Here is a 16,763-nt window from a genome sequence, read left to right on the forward strand (position 1 = left end):
CTCAGCCCTGCAACAGGGCGAGGGCCACCGCGGGGTCGTCCGACTGACGCCAGTCGACCAGTTTCCACCCCGCCTGCTCGACCAGCTCGACCACCGCCTCGCGCGTGAATTTCCGCGAGCTTTCGGTGTGAAGGGTCTCTCCCTCCAGAAAGCGATGACGCGTCCCGTCGATGGTGACCGTCTGATCCGCCAGCGACACCAGATGCATCTCCATCCGTGAGCGGTCGGCGTTCCACACCGCCCGATGCGCGAAGGCGTCGAGGTCGAAGTCCGCGCCCAGATCGCGGTTGGCGCGCTCCAGCAGATTGAGATTGAAGGCGGCCGTCACCCCCTCGGCATCGTCATAGGCCGCGACCAGAACCTCGGGGGACTTGACCAGATCCACACCCAGAATGAAGCGCGAGCCGGGCGCCAGACGCTCGTGCGCCGAGGTCAGGAAATGAACCGCCTGATCCTGCGTCAGATTGCCGATGGTGGAGCCGGGGAAGAAGCCGGTGCGCGGGCCGCGTCCCAGCTCCGGCAGGGGCGGCAGATCGAGGAAGTCGCCGGCGACGGGGCTGACCTCAAGATCGGGATAGGCCTCGCGGATGCGGTCGGTGGCGGCATCCAGCGCATCGGTGCTGATGTCGATGGGCATATAGGTGGCCACGCCCGGGGCCTGGTCCAGCACGATGCGGGTCTTCTCGCTGGCGCCCGAGCCGAATTCGACCAGCACGGCATTGTCGCCCATGAAGCGGGCGATGTCCGGCGCCATGGCACGCAGCAAGGCCGTCTCCTGACGGGTCGGATAGTATTCGGTGACGCGGGTGATGTCCTCGAACAGGTCCGAGCCGGCGGCGTCGTACAGCCATTTCGGCGAGAGCGACTTCTGTGGCTTCGAGAGACCCTCGATCAGATCAGCCCTGAATTGTGCGGTCTCTTCGGTCAGGGGCATCCGGGCTCCGGTCTGGGGGTCAGGGTCGCGCGCCAGCCTGAGGCCCGAAAAGGCCCAGCGCTGATGCGGATAGTAGAAGTTGCGATAGGTCAGGCGGCGATGATCGGGCGGGGTGGCGAAGCACGAGCCGCGCAGCACGCCCTGATTGGCCATGAACTTGCCGTTGTACTCGCCCGCGGTGCCGGGCGTGGCGCGAAAACCCGGATAGGGCGCATAGGCGCTGGCGGTGTGCTGCCAGACCTGCCCGTCGAGGCCTGAGAAGGCGTCGGGGCGCGTGCGGGCGGCGTGCTCCCATTCCGCCTCGGTCGGCAGGCGGGCGCCGGCCCAGCGGGCAAAGGCGTCGGCCTCATACTGGCTGATGTGACAGACCGGGGCCTCGGGATCGACCGGGCGGCGGCCGGTCAGGCTCATGACCGACCAGCGACCGTCGCCCTCCTCGCGCCAGTAGAGGGGCGCCTGCCAGTTCTCTTCCCCGACCGTGGCCCAGCCGTCCGACAGCCACAGTTCGGAGCGGCGATAGCCGCCGTCGGCCATGAATTCGAGCCACTGGCCATTGGTGACCAGATCGCGGGCGAGCTCATAAGGCTGTAGGTTCACTTCGTGCGTCGGGCCCTCGTTGTCGAAGGCGAAACCGGCGGAGCCGTGGCCAAGGGTGACAAGGCCGCCGTCGAACGCTTCCCATCCGCCACGCGCGGCCGCAAGCGTGCGCCAGCCGGGCTCGGCCTCATAGGCCGCCGGGTCGATCGGCGAGCAGGCCATCAGGTTCAGGATGTCCATCAGGAACAGCTCCTGATGCTGCTGCTCGTGATGGCGGCCCAGCACGAGCAGGTAGCGCCCCTCCCCGTCCGTCAGCCCGGCGCGCAGGCGATCAACCATGCGCCGGTCGATCTCACGCCGGTAGTCCATGACGTCGTCAAGGGACGGGCGGGTCATGCGGCTGCGGGCGTCGCGGGTGATCCGCTCCCCCACGCCGTCATAGTAGGAGTTGAACAGGGTGAACCAGACCGGGTCGTAAGGCCGGTAGTCCGGGTCGCGGCCGAGGATCATGGCCTCGTAGAACCAGGTCGTGTGCGCCAGATGCCATTTGCCCGGGCTGCAGTCCGGCATGGACTGGGCCTGGAGGTCCTCGGCCGACAACCCCCTGGCCAGCTCGGGCATGACGCGGCGCGAGGCCAGATAGGCCGCGACGTCGCGGGCGCTCTGGTCCTGAACGGGGGCGGGCGCGTTCATGGGCATCTCCGGGTCCGGGCGGGCGGGATCGAGCCCCACCAGCCCGACACGAGTCGGCCTAACGTATCAGCCCCGCAGACGTTGCCGCAAAAACGCCGTGTTCTCAGCGAACCGGGCGACCGCCGTGCTTGGCATATTCCAGACGGGCGATGGTGCGGTTGTGGACCTCGTCCGGGCCGTCCGCGATCCGCAGCGTGCGCACCATGGCGTACATCTCGGCCAGCGGCGTGTCGGACGAGACGCCCGCGCCGCCAAAGGCCTGGATGGCGTCGTCGATGACCTTGAGCGCCATGCGCGGCGCGGCGACCTTGATCTGGGCGATCTCGGAGCGCGCGGCCTTGTTGCCCGCATTGTCCATCATCCAGGCGGCCTTCAGCACCAGCAGGCGGCACATCTCGATATTGGTCCGCGCCTCGGCGACGCGCTGTTCCCAGACCGAGTGTTCGCCGATGGCCTTTCGGAAGGCCGTCCGCGTCAGCAGCCGCTCGCACATCAGCTCCAGCGCCCGCTCGGCCATGCCGATGACACGCATGCAGTGGTGGATACGGCCCGGCCCCAGACGGCCCTGGGCGATCTCGAAGCCGCGCCCCTCGCCCGCGATCAGGTTCTCGACCGGAACGCGCACGTTCTCGAGCACCACCTCGGCGTGGCCGATCGGCTTTTCGTCATAGCCGAACACCGACAGCATCCGCTCGACGCGGAAACCGGGCGTGTCGACGGGCACGATGATCTGCGATTGCTGGGCGTGGATGGCGGCATCGGGGTCGGTCTTGCCCATGACGATGGTCACGGCGACGTTCGGATGGCCCATGTTGGTCGACCACCATTTGCGGCCGTTGATCACATAATGGTCGCCGTCGCGCTCGATGCGGGTCTCGATATTGGTGGCGTCGGACGAGGCCACCGCCGGCTCGGTCATCAGGAAGGCCGAGCGGATCTCCCCGGCCATCAGGGGCTTGAGCCAGCGCTCCTGCTGCGCCGCATCGCCGTACATATGGAGTACTTCCATATTGCCGGTGTCCGGGGCGTTGCAGTTGAACACCTCGGCCGTCCACAGGTGGCGGCCCATCATCTCGGCCAGCGGGGCGTATTCCAGATTGGTCAGGCCCGAGCCGTGCTCGCCGGGCAGGAACATGTTCCAGAGGCCGGCCTCGCGGGCGGCGGCCTTCAGTTCATCCATGACCGGGGGCTGGCGGTTCGAATCCTCGTGCACCTGGGCCCAGTATTCCGCCTCGCGCGGCAGGACCTTGTCATCGAGAAAACGGCGGACGCGCTCCTGCCAGTGAAGGGCCTTTTCGCTGTGCTGGAATTCCATACGTCAGTTCCTCCCCCATCGGGGGAGGGGGACCGCGAAGCGGTGGTGGGGGCAAACCCCGGACACCGGCATGGGCGGAAGCCCCCTCCACCATCCTACGGATGGTTCCCCTCCCCCGATGGGGGAGGAGTTTAAAACAATCAGCGCTTCAGCAGCGGAGCCAGCTTCTGGGCGATCATCATGTCGCCGGTGATCTTCAGCTTGCCCTGCATGAAGGCCATCATCGGGTCGAGCTTGCCTTCCGAGAGGGCCATGAAGTCGTCCCACGCCATGGTGACGGTGGCGTCGGCGGGCTTGTCCTCATTGGTCACGGTGTTCGGCACCGAGGCGCCGTCGATGAAGATCACGCCCTTGTCGCCGAGGTCCAGCTTGACGGTCTTGCCCAGGCCGGAGTTCTCGCCGACGGCGGCGCGGATGTGTTCGGTGACGGAAGCCAGATCAGCCATGTCGTTTTCTCCCTGAGAGGTGTTGGCTGATGGCCTAGCCCGCCTGTCCGGCCCTGCCAAGATCACCCTGGGTAAAGATGATGCGAGGCGAATGCCCGCACCTTGACGTTGACGGGGTTGACCCGGCGCGCGCGGTGGTCCGAACTGCACCCGACCCTTTCCTGATCTGCGAGTGACCCATGCGCCTTCGTCTGACCGCCTCCGCCCTGGCCCTTGCCCTCAGCCTGGGTCTGGCGGCCCCGGCCCTCGCCCAGGTGGGCACCCCCGCCCTGCCCCGCGTCCTGCCGGAAATCCCGGCCCCGGTCGATCAGGCCTATCCGGGGGTGATCCGCTACGAGGTCGACGCCACCGACATCGACCGCAAGATCGTCAGCGTGCGCCAGACGATCCCCGTCAGCGCCGGGCCGATGACGCTGCTGTATCCGAAATTCCTGCCGGGCAATCACGCCCCGACCGGCCCGATCCAGCTGATTGCCGGGGTGACGATCCACGGCAACGGCCAGCGCATCGAATGGCTGCGCGACACCATCGACCCCTATGCCTTCCACATCGAGGTGCCGGCGGGCGTTGACGAGATCGTGGTCGAGTTCCAGTGGCTGACCCAGCCGGACAGCAGCAACTGGCGCGTGGTGATGGCGTCGTCCATGCTGAACCTGCAGTGGGAGAAGGCCCTCATGTATCCGGCGGGTTATCGCCACAGCCGCATCACCTTTGCGCCGTCGATCCGCCTGCCGGAGGGCTGGCAGTATGGCGTGGCCATGGACACGGTGTCGTTCGAGGACGGGGTGGCGACCTTTGCCCCCGTTAGCCTGGAAACCTTGGCCGACAGTCCGATGTTCGCCGGCGCCAACTACAAGTCCTATGACCTGGATCCGGGCGGTCGCTCGCCGGTCACCCTGCACATCGTGGCCGACCGGCCCGAGAACATCGCCCCCACGCCCGAGCATCTGGCGGCCTATGAGGCGCTGGTCGACGAGGCGGAACTGCTGTTCGGCTCGCGCCACTTCGACCGCTATGAGTTCCTGCTGGGCATGACGCGCGAGATGGGCGGCATCGGTCTGGAGCATCACCGGTCCAGCGAGAACACCGCCCCGACCAACTTCTTCACCGGCGGATGGGACGACAACTACGGCACCCGCGCCCTGCTGCCGCATGAGTTCGTCCATTCCTGGAACGGCAAGTTCCGCCGTCCCAGCGACCAGCTGACGCCCAACTTCAATGTACCGGTGCAGAACACCCTGCTGTGGGTCTATGAGGGCCAGACGGAATACTGGGGCGACGTGCTGACCGCCCGGTCGGGCCTGGGCACCAAGGAGGAGGTGCTGGCCTCGTTCGCCGGTATCGCGGCCTTCTATGAGAACCAGGCCGGGCGCGAGTGGCGCGCATTGCAGGACACGACCAACAACAACCTGCTGGGCTATCGCGCGTCCAGCCCCTGGCCGTCGTGGATGCGCGGCACGGGCGACTACTATCGGGAATCAGCGCTGATCTGGCTGGATGTCGATACCCTGATCCGCGAGATGACCGGCGAGCAGAAGTCGCTGAACGACTTCGCCGCCCTGTTCTTCGGGATCGACGACGGGTCGTGGACGGCGACGCCCTACACCTTCGACGACATTGTGACCGCCCTGAACACCGTGGCGCCCTATGACTGGGCGACCTTCCTGCGCACCCGTCTGGACGCCGTGGGGCCGGACGCCCGGGCGCCGCTGGACGGCATCGAGCGCAGCGGATACCGCCTCGTCTACACCGACAGCCCGACCGAGGTCGAAACCCGCATCAACGGCAGCGGGCCGGGCGACTACCTCTATTCGCTGGGCTTCTATCTGGCGGGCGGCAACCGGATCGTCGGCGTGCAATGGGGCAGCCCGATCTTCGAGGCCGGGATCGGCGCGGGCTGGACCCTGGTGTCAGTCAATGGCGAACGCGCCAGTGCCCAGGTGCTGTCCGATGCGATCACGGCGGCCAAGTCATCGCGCAACCCCCTCGTGCTGGAGGTCCGCAACGCCCAAGGCAGCCGCACCCTCGAGATCGATTACCACGGCGGGCTGCGCTATCCGCGGCTGGAGCGGGTGCCCGGCACGCGCGACCGGCTGGGCGACATCCTGACGCCGCTGCGCGACTGAGGCGGGCCGGAGCCCGGGCCTGCTACCAGCAAGCCCGGGGCTTGGGTGTCGCCTGCAACTCGGCATAGAGGACCCCGCAACGGGCCTGGGCATCCGCCGGGGACAGGGCGGCCAGTTCCGCATGCATGCTGCGCAGGGACTCGACCAGCGGGGCATCGCCCTCGGCCACGCCGCGCTTCACGTCGCACTGGTGCATTTCATACTTGAGCGAGGCGATCGGCTTGCAGTCCATCGGCAGGCCGTCGAACAGACCCACGGCCGCGTCCTGGGTCAGCGGCCCTTCGGGCAGGACGGGCGCTTCGACCGCGGGGGCGGGTTCAGGCGCCGGCGTCGCCGACCTGGTGGCGTCCTCCTGCCCGGAACAGCTCGCCAGCAGCAGTGAGGCGAGGACGGTGGCCTGCGCCATGGAGCGGATCGACATGATGGATTCCCCCTGTTTGTCAGAGGGGGATTTGGCGGGCCCGCGCCGGGATTGTCCAGACCATCCCTGAGGGGGCGCCGAAAAAGGAAACGGCCCCGGCGGATATCCACCGGGGCCGTTCGAGAAGAGGTCGCTGACGCGCCAGATTACTTGATCTGGACCTTGGCGCCGGCTTCTTCCAGCTTCTTCTTGATCTCTTCGGCTTGTTGCTTCGAGACGTTTTCGACGACGTTCTGCGGAGCGCCTTCGACCAGGTCCTTGGCTTCCTTCAGACCCAGGTCCGAACGCACGCCACGGACTTCCTTGATGACGTTGATCTTCTTGTCGCCGCCGTCGGTCAGGACGACAGTGAACTCGGTTTGCTCTTCGCCGGCCGGAGCGGCGTCACCACCGGCACCACCGCCGGCGGGCATGGCCATGGCGACCGGAGCGGCAGCCGAGACGCCCCACTTCTCTTCGAGCATCTTGGACAGCTCGGCGGCTTCCAGGACGGTCAGGGCGGACAGGTCTTCAACGATTTTGGCGAGATCGGCCATTTGGATTTTCCTTCGGAGGATAGGGGTTCAGTAGAGAGGTTGCAGAGATGAAAGAGCAGGCGCTCAGGCGGCGTCCTTGGTCGCGTAGGCGTTGAACACGCGAGCCAGCTGGCCGGCCGGGGCCTGGACGACACCGGCGATCTTGGTCGCGGGCGCGTTGAGCAGTCCCAGCAGCGAGCCACGGATCTGATCCAGCGACGGCAGCTTGGAGAGAGTCTCCACGCCCTTCGCGTCCAGAACCTTGTCGCCCATGAAGCCGCCCAGAACGACGAACTTGTCGTTGCCCTTGGCGAATTCAGCGGTGACCTTGGCCGCCGTGACGGCGTCGTCGGCATAGGCAATGCCCACCGGACCCTTGAACAGGCCGTGGTAGTCGCTGCCTTCCTCGGCCTCGAGGGCCTTGAGCGCCAGACGGTTCTTGATCACCTTGAACGCGCCGCCTTCCTTGCGGAGGCGGCCACGCAGGTCTTCCATGTCCGCAACGGTCAGACCCAGGTTGTGGGTCACGACCACGGCGCCGGCGTCGGCGAACACGCCCTTCAGCGTCTCGATCGACTCGGCCTTTTGTGCGCGGTCCATTGCGGTCTCCAGTCAGTCGTTCGCCGCCGGGCTTATTCCCGACGACGGATGGCCCATACGATCGCGTCGCCGCGAGACGTGGGGGCCGGTCGTATTGTCCGAAGGAAGTTCCGAGGCCATGCCAGCCGCGCGAGCGCAGGCCGGAAGGCGACGTCTGCATCCCCATCTCCCCACGGTGCCAGAGGGCTCTCTGACGTTTATGGCGAAGGTGACCCCCTCGCCCCGAAGTTCTCGGACAGGCAGATCAGACCCGAAGGCCCGATCAAGGCGGGCTACATACACAGACCGGGGGGTGAACTCAAGCGCGGAGCGCTACTTGGCCGACGGAAGGACCAGGGCGGGGCCGTCGCAGTCGAACTCCGCGCAGTATTTCGTGGCAAAGGTCTCAGCGAAGCCGAGCAGGGCGCGGCCCAGCAACTCCTCGGTCCGGGTGCCCAGCTCGAACTCCTTCACCGCGACGGACTGGCCAATGGGGGTGCTGTAGAAGGCGACCATGGCCTCCAACTCCTCAATGGAAAAGGTCTCGGCATAGATGGGCGCCAGTTCCGCAGCCATCTCGTCGATGAGGTCGAGGATCATCGGCGGCAGGTTGGCCCTCATCCAGGCCCGCTCACGCTCCGGCATATTGGGCGTGGCTGCCAGCTCTTCCTCAATGAATCCGGCGACCAGACTGGAGACGCTATCGCCGAGCGACAGCTCGATGTACTGCTCGGCCAGCTCCAGACGCCGTGCGGACCCGGCGTCCTGCGCCATAGCGGGCGCGGCAGCCAGCAGACCCAGACACACAGCCAGTACCGACAGAATACGCATGAGATCCTCCCTGATCACCGGACAGGGTTTCGATCTTCATCGTGACCGGCAAGTGCGCGCGGGACACGGCCCACAAAAAAGCGGCGGCCTCCGCCTGGAAGCCGCCGCCTGATTTACGCTTTGCGATCCGTGAGGATCAGGCGCCCAGCGAGGCCGGGTCCACCTTGACGCCCGGTCCCATGGTCGAGGACAGGCTGATCTGCTTGACGTAGGTGCCCTTGGCGCCCGACGGCTTTGCGCGGACGAGCGCGTCGACCATCGCCTTGACGTTGGCTTCCAGGGCGTCCTGGGCGAACGAGGCCTTGCCGATGCCGGCGTGGACGATGCCCGCCTTCTCGACGCGGAACTCGACCGCACCGCCCTTGGCGTCCTTGACGGCCTGGGCGACGTTCGGGGTCACGGTGCCGACCTTGGGGTTCGGCATCAGGCCGCGCGGGCCCAGCACCTTACCCAGACGGCCGACCAGGGCCATCATGTCCGGCGAGGCGATCACGCGGTCAAAGTCCATGAATCCGCCGTTGATCTTCTCGTACAGGTCCTCGGCACCGACGTGCTCGGCACCGGCGGCCTTGGCTTCCTCGGCCTTGGCGTCCTTGGCGAAGACGGCGACGCGAACGTCACGGCCCGTGCCCGACGGCAGGTTGACCACGCCGCGGACCTGCTGGTCAGCGTGACGCGGGTCGACGCCCAGGTTGACGGCGATCTCGATCGACTCGTCGAACTTGGCCTTGGCGTTGTCCTTGACCATCTTGATGGCTTCGTCGAACGGCAGGGCGTTCGTGCGGTCGCCGGTCCAGGCCTTGATGCGCTTGGTTTGCTTGGTCATGGCTTAGGCCTCCACCACGTTGAGGCCCATGGCGCGGGCAGAACCTTCGATGATCTTGGCCGCGGCCTCGATGTCGTTGGCGTTCAGATCCTTCATCTTCTTTTCGGCGATCTCGCGCAGCTGGGTGCGGGTGATCTTGCCGACGGTCTCGCGGCCGGTCGCCTTGGCGCCCGACTTCAGCTTGGCCGCTTCCTTCAGATACCAGGTCGCCGGCGGCGTCTTGGTGATGAAGGTGAAGCTCTTGTCCTGATAGACGGTGATGACGGTCGGAAGCGGGGTGCCCTTGGCTTCCTTCTCGGTGCGCGCGTTGAACTCCTTGCAGAAGCCCATGATGTTCACGCCGCGCTGACCGAGCGCCGGCCCGATCGGGGGCGAAGGCGTGGCGGAGCCCGCGGGCACCTGCAGCTTGATATAGCCGAGAATCTTCTTGGCCATTGGTCTCTCCTATGAAGCGGGGAAATCAATCCCGGCGGATGAGCCGTGGTGCGGTATGGCAACCTCCCACGGATTTGTGCGAGCAAGCCCGCACCGCCCTGATCAGAGCGAGGCGCGCGTATAGCGGACGGCGCCCCGATTGGCAAATGGGGTGTCGGGCGTCCCCTCCGTCACGACGCTTGTGGGCCGTGCCACCTCCCCGCAAGCGGGGAGGAGATGGCTGGATAACGTCTAGCCCGCGACCTTTTCCACCTGGTTGTATTCCAGGTCGACCGGGGTCGGGCGGCCGAAGATGGACACGGCGACGCGCAGGCGGGCGTTGTCCTCGTCGATGCTCTCGACCTGGCCGTCGAAGCTGGCGAACGGGCCGTCGACGACCTTGACGGTCTCGCCGATGTCGAAATGGATCTTGGGCTTGGGCCGCTCGACGCCTTCTTCCGAGGTGCCGATGATGTTCTGGATCTCGCGCTCCGAGACCGGCAGCGGCTTGGTGCCGCCCTGGGCCCCGAGGAAGCCGGTGACCTTGGGCGTGTTCTTGACCAGGTGATAGGCCTCGTCGGTCAGCTCCATCTTCACCAGCACATAGCCGGGCATGAATTTGCGTTCCGAATTGACCTTGCGGCCGCGACGGACCTCGACGACCTCTTCGGCCGGCACGAGGATTTCCGAGAAATAGTCGCTCAGTCCCTGCTGGCGCGCCTGGTCTTCCAGGTGCTGGGCCACCTTCTTTTCGAAGTTCGAATAGGCATGGACGATGTACCACTTGTGGCGGGGATTGGCGGGCGCGGCGGCCGGAGCGGCGTCGGTCATATCGATATCCTCAGGAGCCGATGGCGAGAATGCGCTGGGAGATCGCGCTCAGGCCGAAATCGACCACGAAGAAGAAGGCAGACGCCAGCAGGACCATGATGAACACCATCACCGAGGTGATCCAGGTTTCCTTGCGGCTGGGCCACACGATCTTGCGACCCTCGGCCTGCACCTGGGAGAAGAACTGGACCGGCGAGGTCCGCTTCTTCGGCGCCGGAGTGTCGACCGACACGGTCTGCGCACCGGCCGGGGTTGCCCCCGCCGTGCGGCGTCCACCCGGTGTTTTCGCCTTGGCCATCTGCTGTCTCTTCAAAGCTCTTTGACTGTCACCCCCACATGGGCATTGCCAGGCGGCGGTAACAGGGGGGAAGTGGCAGGAGTGGAGGGACTCGAACCCCCGGCCCTCGGTTTTGGAGACCGATGCTCTACCAGCTGAGCTACACTCCTGTGGCCCGGACAATGAACAACGCGCCGTGGGCGGACCCATCGGCGCGCGGTCTTGACCAGAAGGGGCGTATGCCCCAGCGCGCCATGCATTTCAAGCGGGCATTCGCCGTGCCGGGCGGCAAGGCCCCTGCCCGTCCCGCGGCCCTAGTCGGTATCCGAGTCGTCGACGGCCTGTTCGGCAGCGATCACGGCCCGGAATATGAGCTTGTCGATACGGCGGTCGTCCATGTCGACGATCTCGACCTCGAAGCGGCCCAGCTGCAGCACCTCGCCCTCGGAGGGCACGCGCGACAGCTCGTGCAGCACCAGACCGGCGACGGTGTGGAAGCTCTCGTTCTCGCCGAACATCTCGCCCAGATGGTCCGACAGCTCGTCCAGATCGGTGCGACCGTCGACCAGCCAGCTGCCGTCAGCGCGCTGGGTCACATAGGCATTGGGTTCGTCGTGGCTTTCGTTGAAGTCGCCCGCGATCATCTCCAGCAGATCGGTGGCCGTGACCACGCCTTCGAAGGCGCCGTACTCATCGACGATGAAGGCCATGTGGACGCGCGAGCCCTTCATGATCTCCAGCGCCTTCAGCACCGAGGTCGACTGGGGGATGAAGGCCGGCACCTGGACCAGCTTCTCGACATTGAACTCGCCATTGTCGAGCAGGCTGTCCAGCAGGTCCTTCTTGTGGACCACTCCCAGCGGATTATCGACGTCGCTGTCACGCGCCACCACGATCCGGGAATAGGGACAGGTGCGGACCTCTTCGCGCAGGGCCCCCTCCTCCTCGTCCAGCGCGATCCAGAAGACCTCGTGGCGGGCCGTCATGGCCACGCGGATGGGACGGTCGCCGAGGCGCAGGATCTCCTCGATCATCACCTGTTCCTCAGGCTCGATCAGGCCGGCCGAGGTGCCCTCGGCCAGGATGGTCTCGACCTCTTCCTGGGTGACGTCGGTGCCGTCGCGGTCCTTGACCCCGATCAGCTTGAGAATGCCCGAGGTCGAGGCCGTCAGCACGACGACGAAGGGCTTGAGCACAATGGCCAGCGACGAAATCGGGCCAGCGGTCAGGGCAGCGATCGATTCGGGGAAGATCAGCGCCAGCCGCTTGGGCACCAGTTCGCCGACGATCACGGAGATATAGGTGATGAAGATGACGACGAGGGCCGTCGAGAAGACCTCGGAATAGGCCGCCAGCGACGGGATCGAGGCTTCGAGCAGGTGGTTCAGCTCGCCCGCAATGGCCGCCTGACCATAGGCACCCGCCAGAATGCCGATCAGGGTGATGCCGACCTGGACGGCCGACAGGAAGTGGGTCGGATCCTCGGCCAGTTTCAGGGCCGCCTTGGCACCGCGATCCCCCCGCTCTGCCCGGCTCTGGAGCTTCGCCTTCCGCGAGGAGACGACCGCGAGCTCGGTCATGGCGAACAGGCCGTTGAGCACCACGAGGAGCAGAACGACGACGATAGAGAGGGCTAACATTCAGGGGAGACAGTGCGTCGCGGCGCGACAAGGGGCATCCGCATTTCCCTAATACGGTGCTTTGACCATTCCCGCCATGGGGTTGTTGGCCACCGCCGCCGATTGGGGCGCGTCCGCCGGAATCACGGCACAGGCCGCCGCCCCCAGAAGGGTGCCGATGAAGATCCCGATGTGAAGCGAGCGGCGCATAGGGTTATCAAATCCTTAATGACCCCCAGCTAACCTCCTGACTTCTCGCCGCGCAAGCGTGCACCCCGGAGAGTTGCGGGTTAACCCTACCCTGCCCTCCGGCAGACGAAGGTTGGTTGCCATGGCCCCTCCCCTGCCACGACGGCTCGCGCTCATTGGTGCGATGATTGCAGCTGTCCCGCTGGTGGGCGCTGGCGCCATAGTGATCGACGGTCTGACCGACACCGTCGCCCCGAGCGATGTGGCCGTCGTCCTCGGCAATACGGTTCAGCCGGACGGGACTCCGTCGAAGCGGCTCGCCGCCAGACTCAACCGGGCGCTGGATCTCTGGGAGAAGCGCACGATCGAAGCCATCATCGTCAGCGGGGCGACCGGCAAGGAGGGCGTTCCGGAGGGCGATGCCATGTATCGCTATCTGGTTCAGCAAGGCGTGCCGGGTGACCGGATCATTGTCGACAATGCCGGCGTCGATACCTCGGCCACGGCGCACAATGCCGCCGGCATCATGGCAGCCCGGGGCTATGACAGCGCCATCGTCGTGGCCCAGTACTTCCATATCCCGCGGGCGAGATTGGCCATGCAGCGGGAAGGGATCGAGACCCGGACCGCCCATGCCAGCTTCTTCGAGGCGCGGGACATCTATTCCACCGCGCGGGAGCTGGTGGCCTATCCGGTGTATTTCCTGGGCCTTCGCGACTGATCCAGCCCCAACGAAAACGGCCCCCGGATTGCTCCGGGGGCCATTCTGTCTTTCAGCCTTGGAGGCTGATTACTCGGTGATCTTGGAGACCACGCCGGCGCCGACGGTGCGGCCGCCTTCGCGGATGGCGAAGCGGAGCTTCTCTTCCATGGCGATCGGGGTGATCAGCTCGACGTTCAGCTCGGCGTTGTCGCCGGGCATGATCATCTCGACACCTTCCTTCAGGTGCACGATGCCGGTCACGTCCGTCGTCCGGAAGTAGAACTGCGGGCGGTAGTTGGTGAAGAACGGCGTGTGACGGCCACCCTCTTCCTTGGTCAGGATGTAGGCCTCGGCCAGGAACTTGGTGTGCGGGGTGATGGAGCCCGGCTTGCACAGCACCTGGCCGCGCTCGACGTCTTCACGCTTGGTGCCGCGCAGGAGCACGCCGACGTTGTCGCCCGCCTGGCCCTGGTCCAGCAGCTTGCGGAACATTTCCACGCCCGTGCAGGTCGTCTTCTGGACCGGACGGATGCCGACGATCTCGACTTCCTCACCGACCTTGACGATGCCGCGCTCGACGCGACCGGTCACCACGGTGCCGCGGCCCGAGATCGAGAACACGTCTTCCACCGGCATCAGGAACGGCAGGTCAACCGGACGCTCCGGCTGCGGGATGTAGTCGTCGACCGTCTGCATCAGCGCCAGGATGGCTTCCTCGCCGATCTTGGCGTCGCGGCCTTCGACCGCCGCCAGGGCCGAGCCCTTGGTGATCGGAATGTCGTCGCCCGGGAACTGGTACGAGCTCAGCAGCTCGCGCACTTCCATCTCGACCAGCTCCAGCAGTTCCTCGTCGTCGACCATGTCGACCTTGTTCAGGAACACCACCAGCGCCGGCACGCCGACCTGACGCGACAGCAGGATGTGCTCGCGGGTCTGCGGCATCGGGCCGTCCGCGGCCGACACCACCAGGATCGCGCCGTCCATCTGCGCGGCGCCCGTGATCATGTTCTTCACATAGTCCGCGTGGCCCGGGCAGTCGACGTGGGCGTAGTGACGGTTGGCCGTCTCATATTCCACGTGCGCCGTGTTGATCGTGATGCCGCGCGCCTTCTCTTCCGGCGCCGCGTCGATGTCGGCGTAGTTCATCGCCTTCGCACCACCGGCCTTCGCCAGCGTCATCGTGATCGCCGCCGTCAGCGTCGTCTTGCCGTGGTCAACGTGACCAATCGTGCCGATGTTGCAGTGCGGCTTGGTGCGTTCAAACTTTTCCTTGGCCATTCTTTTCTCTCCGTCCCCTGAACAGGGGCTAGTCCTTGGGTTTCAGGGCCCCCGGCGGACCGAAGTCCGCCGAAAGCAGGGGGTTTGGGTTAGGCGTACTTCTTGATCACTTCGTCGGCGACGTGTTGCGGCACCGGCTCGTAGTGGTCGTACTGCATCGTGAACTGGGCGCGGCCCTGCGACATGCCCCGCAGGGTGTTCACATAGCCGAACATGTTGGCCAGCGGCACGAAGGCGTTCACCACCGTGGCGTTGCCGCGCATGTCCTGCCCCTGGATCATGCCCCGACGACCATTCAGATCGCCGATGACCGAACCCAGGTATTCCTCGGGCGTCACCACCTCGACGGCCATGATCGGCTCGAGCAGCTTGGGTCCGCCCTTCTCACGCAGTTCCTTGAAGGCCGCGCGCGAGGCGATTTCGAACGCCAGCACCGAGGAGTCGACGTCGTGGAAGGCGCCGTCGACCAGGGTCGCCTTGACGTCGATGACCGGGAAGCCGGCCAGCAGGCCGTTTTCCTTGGCCGACTTCAGGCCCTTTTCCACGCCCGGGATGTATTCCTTGGGCACGGCACCGCCGACGATGGCGGATTCGAAGACGAAGTCCGTACCCGGCTCGCCCGGCTCGAACACCAGCTTGACGCGGGCGAACTGGCCCGTACCGCCGGTCTGCTTCTTGTGGGTGTAGTCGATCTCGGCCTTGCGGCTGATGGATTCACGGTAGGCCACCTGCGGCGCGCCGATGTTGGCCTCGACCTTGTAGGTGCGCTTCAGGATGTCGATCTTGATGTCCAGGTGCAGCTCGCCCATGCCCTTCAGGATCGTCTGGCCCGACTCGTGGTCGGTCGAGACGGTGAAGGACGGATCTTCCGACGCCAGCTTGGCCAGGGCGACGCCCAGCTTCTCCTGGTCGGCCTTGGACTTGGGCTCGACGGCGATCTCGATCACCGGCGCCGGGAATTCCATCTTCTCGAGGATGACGGGCGACTTGATCGGGTCGCACAGGGTGTCACCGGTGCGGGTTTCCTTCAGGCCGGCCAGGGCGACGATGTCGCCGGCGTAGGCTTCCTTGATGTCTTCCCGGTTGTTCGAGTGCATCAGCAGCATACGGCCGACGCGCTCCTTCTTGTCGCGGCTGGAGTTCAGCAGCGACTGGCCGGTTTCCATCTTGCCCGAATAGATGCGGCAGAAGGTCAGCGACCCGACGAAGGGGTCGTCCATGATCTTGAACGCCAGAACCGACAGGGGCTCGTCGTCCGACGCCTTGCGGGTGATCGGCTCTTCGGTCTTGAAGTCGATGCCCGGGGTCGGGGGGATGTCAACCGGCGACGGCAGGTAGTCGACGACAGCGTCCAGCAGCGTCTGCACGCCCTTGTTCTTGAAGGCCGAGCCGCACAGGATCGGATAGAAGGCGCCGGTCAGCACGGCTTTCCGGATGCACTTCTTGATGGTCTCTTCCGAGGGCTCCTGGCCTTCCAGGTAGGCTTCCATCGCCTCGTCATCCAGCTCGACGGCGTTGTCGATCAGGTACTGGCGGGCCTCATTGGCCTTGTCGACCAGATCGGCGGGGATGTCCTCGTCGTGGAAGCTGGCGCCCAGGTTGTCGTTGTCCCAGACAACCGCCTTCATGCGGACCAGGTCGACCAGGCCGCTCAGGTTCGATTCGGCGCCGATCGGGAACTGGATCGGCACGGCCTTGGCGCCCAGGCGGTCGCGGATCGACTCGACCGACTTGTCGAAGTCGGCGCCGATCTTGTCCATCTTGTTGACGAAGACAATGCGGGGCACGCGGTACTTGTCGGCCTGGCGCCAGACGGTTTCGGTCTGCGGCTCGACGCCGGCGTTGCCATCCAGCACGGTCACGGCGCCGTCCAGCACGCGCAGCGAGCGCTCGACCTCGATGGTGAAGTCCACGTGGCCGGGGGTGTCGATGATGTTCAGGCGCTTTTCACGCCAGAAGGCGGTCGTGGCGGCCGAGGTGATGGTGATGCCGCGCTCCATCTCCTGGTCCATCCAGTCCATGGTGGCCGCGCCGTCGTGCACTTCGCCGATCTTGTGGTTCTTGCCGGTGTAGAACAGGATCCGCTCGGTCGTCGTCGTCTTGCCCGCGTCGATGTGGGCCATGATGCCGAAGTTGCGGTAGTCCTCGATCTTGTTGATGCGGGCCATGGGAAACGTGCCTTGAAGTGAGATCAGGGCGCGGGGGGCGCCCTCGGGAAAGTCGGTCTGT

General features: G+C 65.8%; 17 protein-coding genes and 1 tRNA gene. 2 read left to right on the forward strand and 16 right to left on the reverse strand.

Features of this window, described 5'->3' with window-relative positions:
* Position 1 precedes the first annotated feature (1 nt).
* From egtB to LC068_RS02800, 3 genes are all read right to left on the reverse strand, one after another.
* Complete coding sequence (gene egtB / locus LC068_RS02790) at positions 2-2,164, reverse strand: ergothioneine biosynthesis protein EgtB (RefSeq protein WP_226634357.1); 2,163 nt, start codon at positions 2,162-2,164, stop codon at positions 2-4.
* A gap of 103 nt (positions 2,165-2,267) precedes the next feature.
* Positions 2,268-3,479 carry an acyl-CoA dehydrogenase family protein gene (locus tag LC068_RS02795; protein ID WP_226634359.1) on the reverse strand — a complete coding sequence of 404 codons (1,212 nt, stop codon included), beginning with the start codon at positions 3,477-3,479 and terminating at the stop codon, positions 2,268-2,270.
* Between the two features lie 140 nt (positions 3,480-3,619).
* A complete protein-coding gene (locus LC068_RS02800) occupies positions 3,620-3,925 on the reverse strand; it encodes an SCP2 sterol-binding domain-containing protein (protein ID WP_226634361.1) in 306 nt (101 codons plus the stop codon).
* Positions 3,926-4,104: 179 nt separating this feature from the next.
* On the opposite strand from LC068_RS02800, the gene LC068_RS02805 reads away from it, so the two are divergent.
* Positions 4,105-6,051, forward strand: a complete 1,947-nt coding sequence (locus LC068_RS02805) for a M61 family metallopeptidase (protein ID WP_226634363.1) — start codon at positions 4,105-4,107, stop codon at positions 6,049-6,051.
* A 22-nt stretch (positions 6,052-6,073) separates the two neighbouring features.
* On the opposite strand, the gene LC068_RS02810 is transcribed toward LC068_RS02805, so the two are convergent.
* From LC068_RS02810 to LC068_RS02860, 11 genes are all read right to left on the reverse strand, one after another.
* A complete protein-coding gene (locus LC068_RS02810; protein WP_226634365.1) occupies positions 6,074-6,472 on the reverse strand; it encodes a hypothetical protein in 399 nt (132 codons plus the stop codon).
* Positions 6,473-6,618: 146 nt separating this feature from the next.
* Entirely contained in the window at positions 6,619-7,008 is a 390-nt protein-coding gene (rplL, locus tag LC068_RS02815; protein WP_209120231.1) for a 50S ribosomal protein L7/L12, read from the reverse strand.
* A 63-nt stretch (positions 7,009-7,071) separates the two neighbouring features.
* Positions 7,072-7,587 carry a 50S ribosomal protein L10 gene (gene rplJ, locus LC068_RS02820; RefSeq protein WP_209120233.1) on the reverse strand — a complete coding sequence of 172 codons (516 nt, stop codon included), beginning with the start codon at positions 7,585-7,587 and terminating at the stop codon, positions 7,072-7,074.
* A 312-nt stretch (positions 7,588-7,899) separates the two neighbouring features.
* Positions 7,900-8,397 (reverse strand): DUF2059 domain-containing protein, encoded by a 498-nt coding sequence (locus LC068_RS02825; RefSeq protein ID WP_226634367.1) that lies wholly within the window; start codon positions 8,395-8,397, stop codon positions 7,900-7,902.
* A 136-nt stretch (positions 8,398-8,533) separates the two neighbouring features.
* A complete protein-coding gene (gene rplA, locus LC068_RS02830; protein ID WP_226634369.1) occupies positions 8,534-9,223 on the reverse strand; it encodes a 50S ribosomal protein L1 in 690 nt (229 codons plus the stop codon).
* A 3-nt stretch (positions 9,224-9,226) separates the two neighbouring features.
* Positions 9,227-9,658 carry a 50S ribosomal protein L11 gene (gene rplK, locus LC068_RS02835; protein WP_226634371.1) on the reverse strand — a complete coding sequence of 144 codons (432 nt, stop codon included), beginning with the start codon at positions 9,656-9,658 and terminating at the stop codon, positions 9,227-9,229.
* Positions 9,659-9,889: 231 nt separating this feature from the next.
* Complete coding sequence (gene nusG, locus LC068_RS02840; protein ID WP_209120239.1) at positions 9,890-10,468, reverse strand: transcription termination/antitermination protein NusG; 579 nt, start codon at positions 10,466-10,468, stop codon at positions 9,890-9,892.
* Positions 10,469-10,478: 10 nt separating this feature from the next.
* Positions 10,479-10,766: a preprotein translocase subunit SecE gene (gene secE, locus LC068_RS02845; protein WP_226634373.1), complete on the reverse strand. Its 288-nt coding sequence runs from the start codon at positions 10,764-10,766 to the stop codon at positions 10,479-10,481.
* A gap of 73 nt (positions 10,767-10,839) precedes the next feature.
* A tRNA-Trp gene (locus LC068_RS02850) sits at positions 10,840-10,915 on the reverse strand.
* Between the two features lie 144 nt (positions 10,916-11,059).
* Entirely contained in the window at positions 11,060-12,385 is a 1,326-nt protein-coding gene (locus LC068_RS02855; protein ID WP_226634375.1) for a hemolysin family protein, read from the reverse strand.
* Between the two features lie 48 nt (positions 12,386-12,433).
* Entirely contained in the window at positions 12,434-12,574 is a 141-nt protein-coding gene (locus tag LC068_RS02860) for a hypothetical protein (protein ID WP_209120244.1), read from the reverse strand.
* A gap of 163 nt (positions 12,575-12,737) precedes the next feature.
* Between LC068_RS02860 and LC068_RS02865 the strand changes: the two genes are divergently transcribed.
* On the forward strand, positions 12,738-13,274 hold the full coding sequence (locus LC068_RS02865; protein WP_226634377.1) for a YdcF family protein: 537 nt from the start codon (positions 12,738-12,740) through the stop codon (positions 13,272-13,274).
* Between the two features lie 69 nt (positions 13,275-13,343).
* Here LC068_RS02865 and tuf read toward each other — a convergent pair whose 3' ends face one another.
* Positions 13,344-14,534 (reverse strand): elongation factor Tu, encoded by a 1,191-nt coding sequence (gene tuf / locus LC068_RS02870; protein ID WP_226634379.1) that lies wholly within the window; start codon positions 14,532-14,534, stop codon positions 13,344-13,346.
* Positions 14,535-14,623: 89 nt separating this feature from the next.
* Complete coding sequence (gene fusA / locus LC068_RS02875) at positions 14,624-16,702, reverse strand: elongation factor G (RefSeq protein WP_226634381.1); 2,079 nt, start codon at positions 16,700-16,702, stop codon at positions 14,624-14,626.
* Positions 16,703-16,763: the final 61 nt, after the last annotated feature.

This window comes from Brevundimonas poindexterae, from assembly GCF_020524625.1.
Lineage (GTDB): Bacteria > Pseudomonadota > Alphaproteobacteria > Caulobacterales > Caulobacteraceae > Brevundimonas > Brevundimonas poindexterae_A.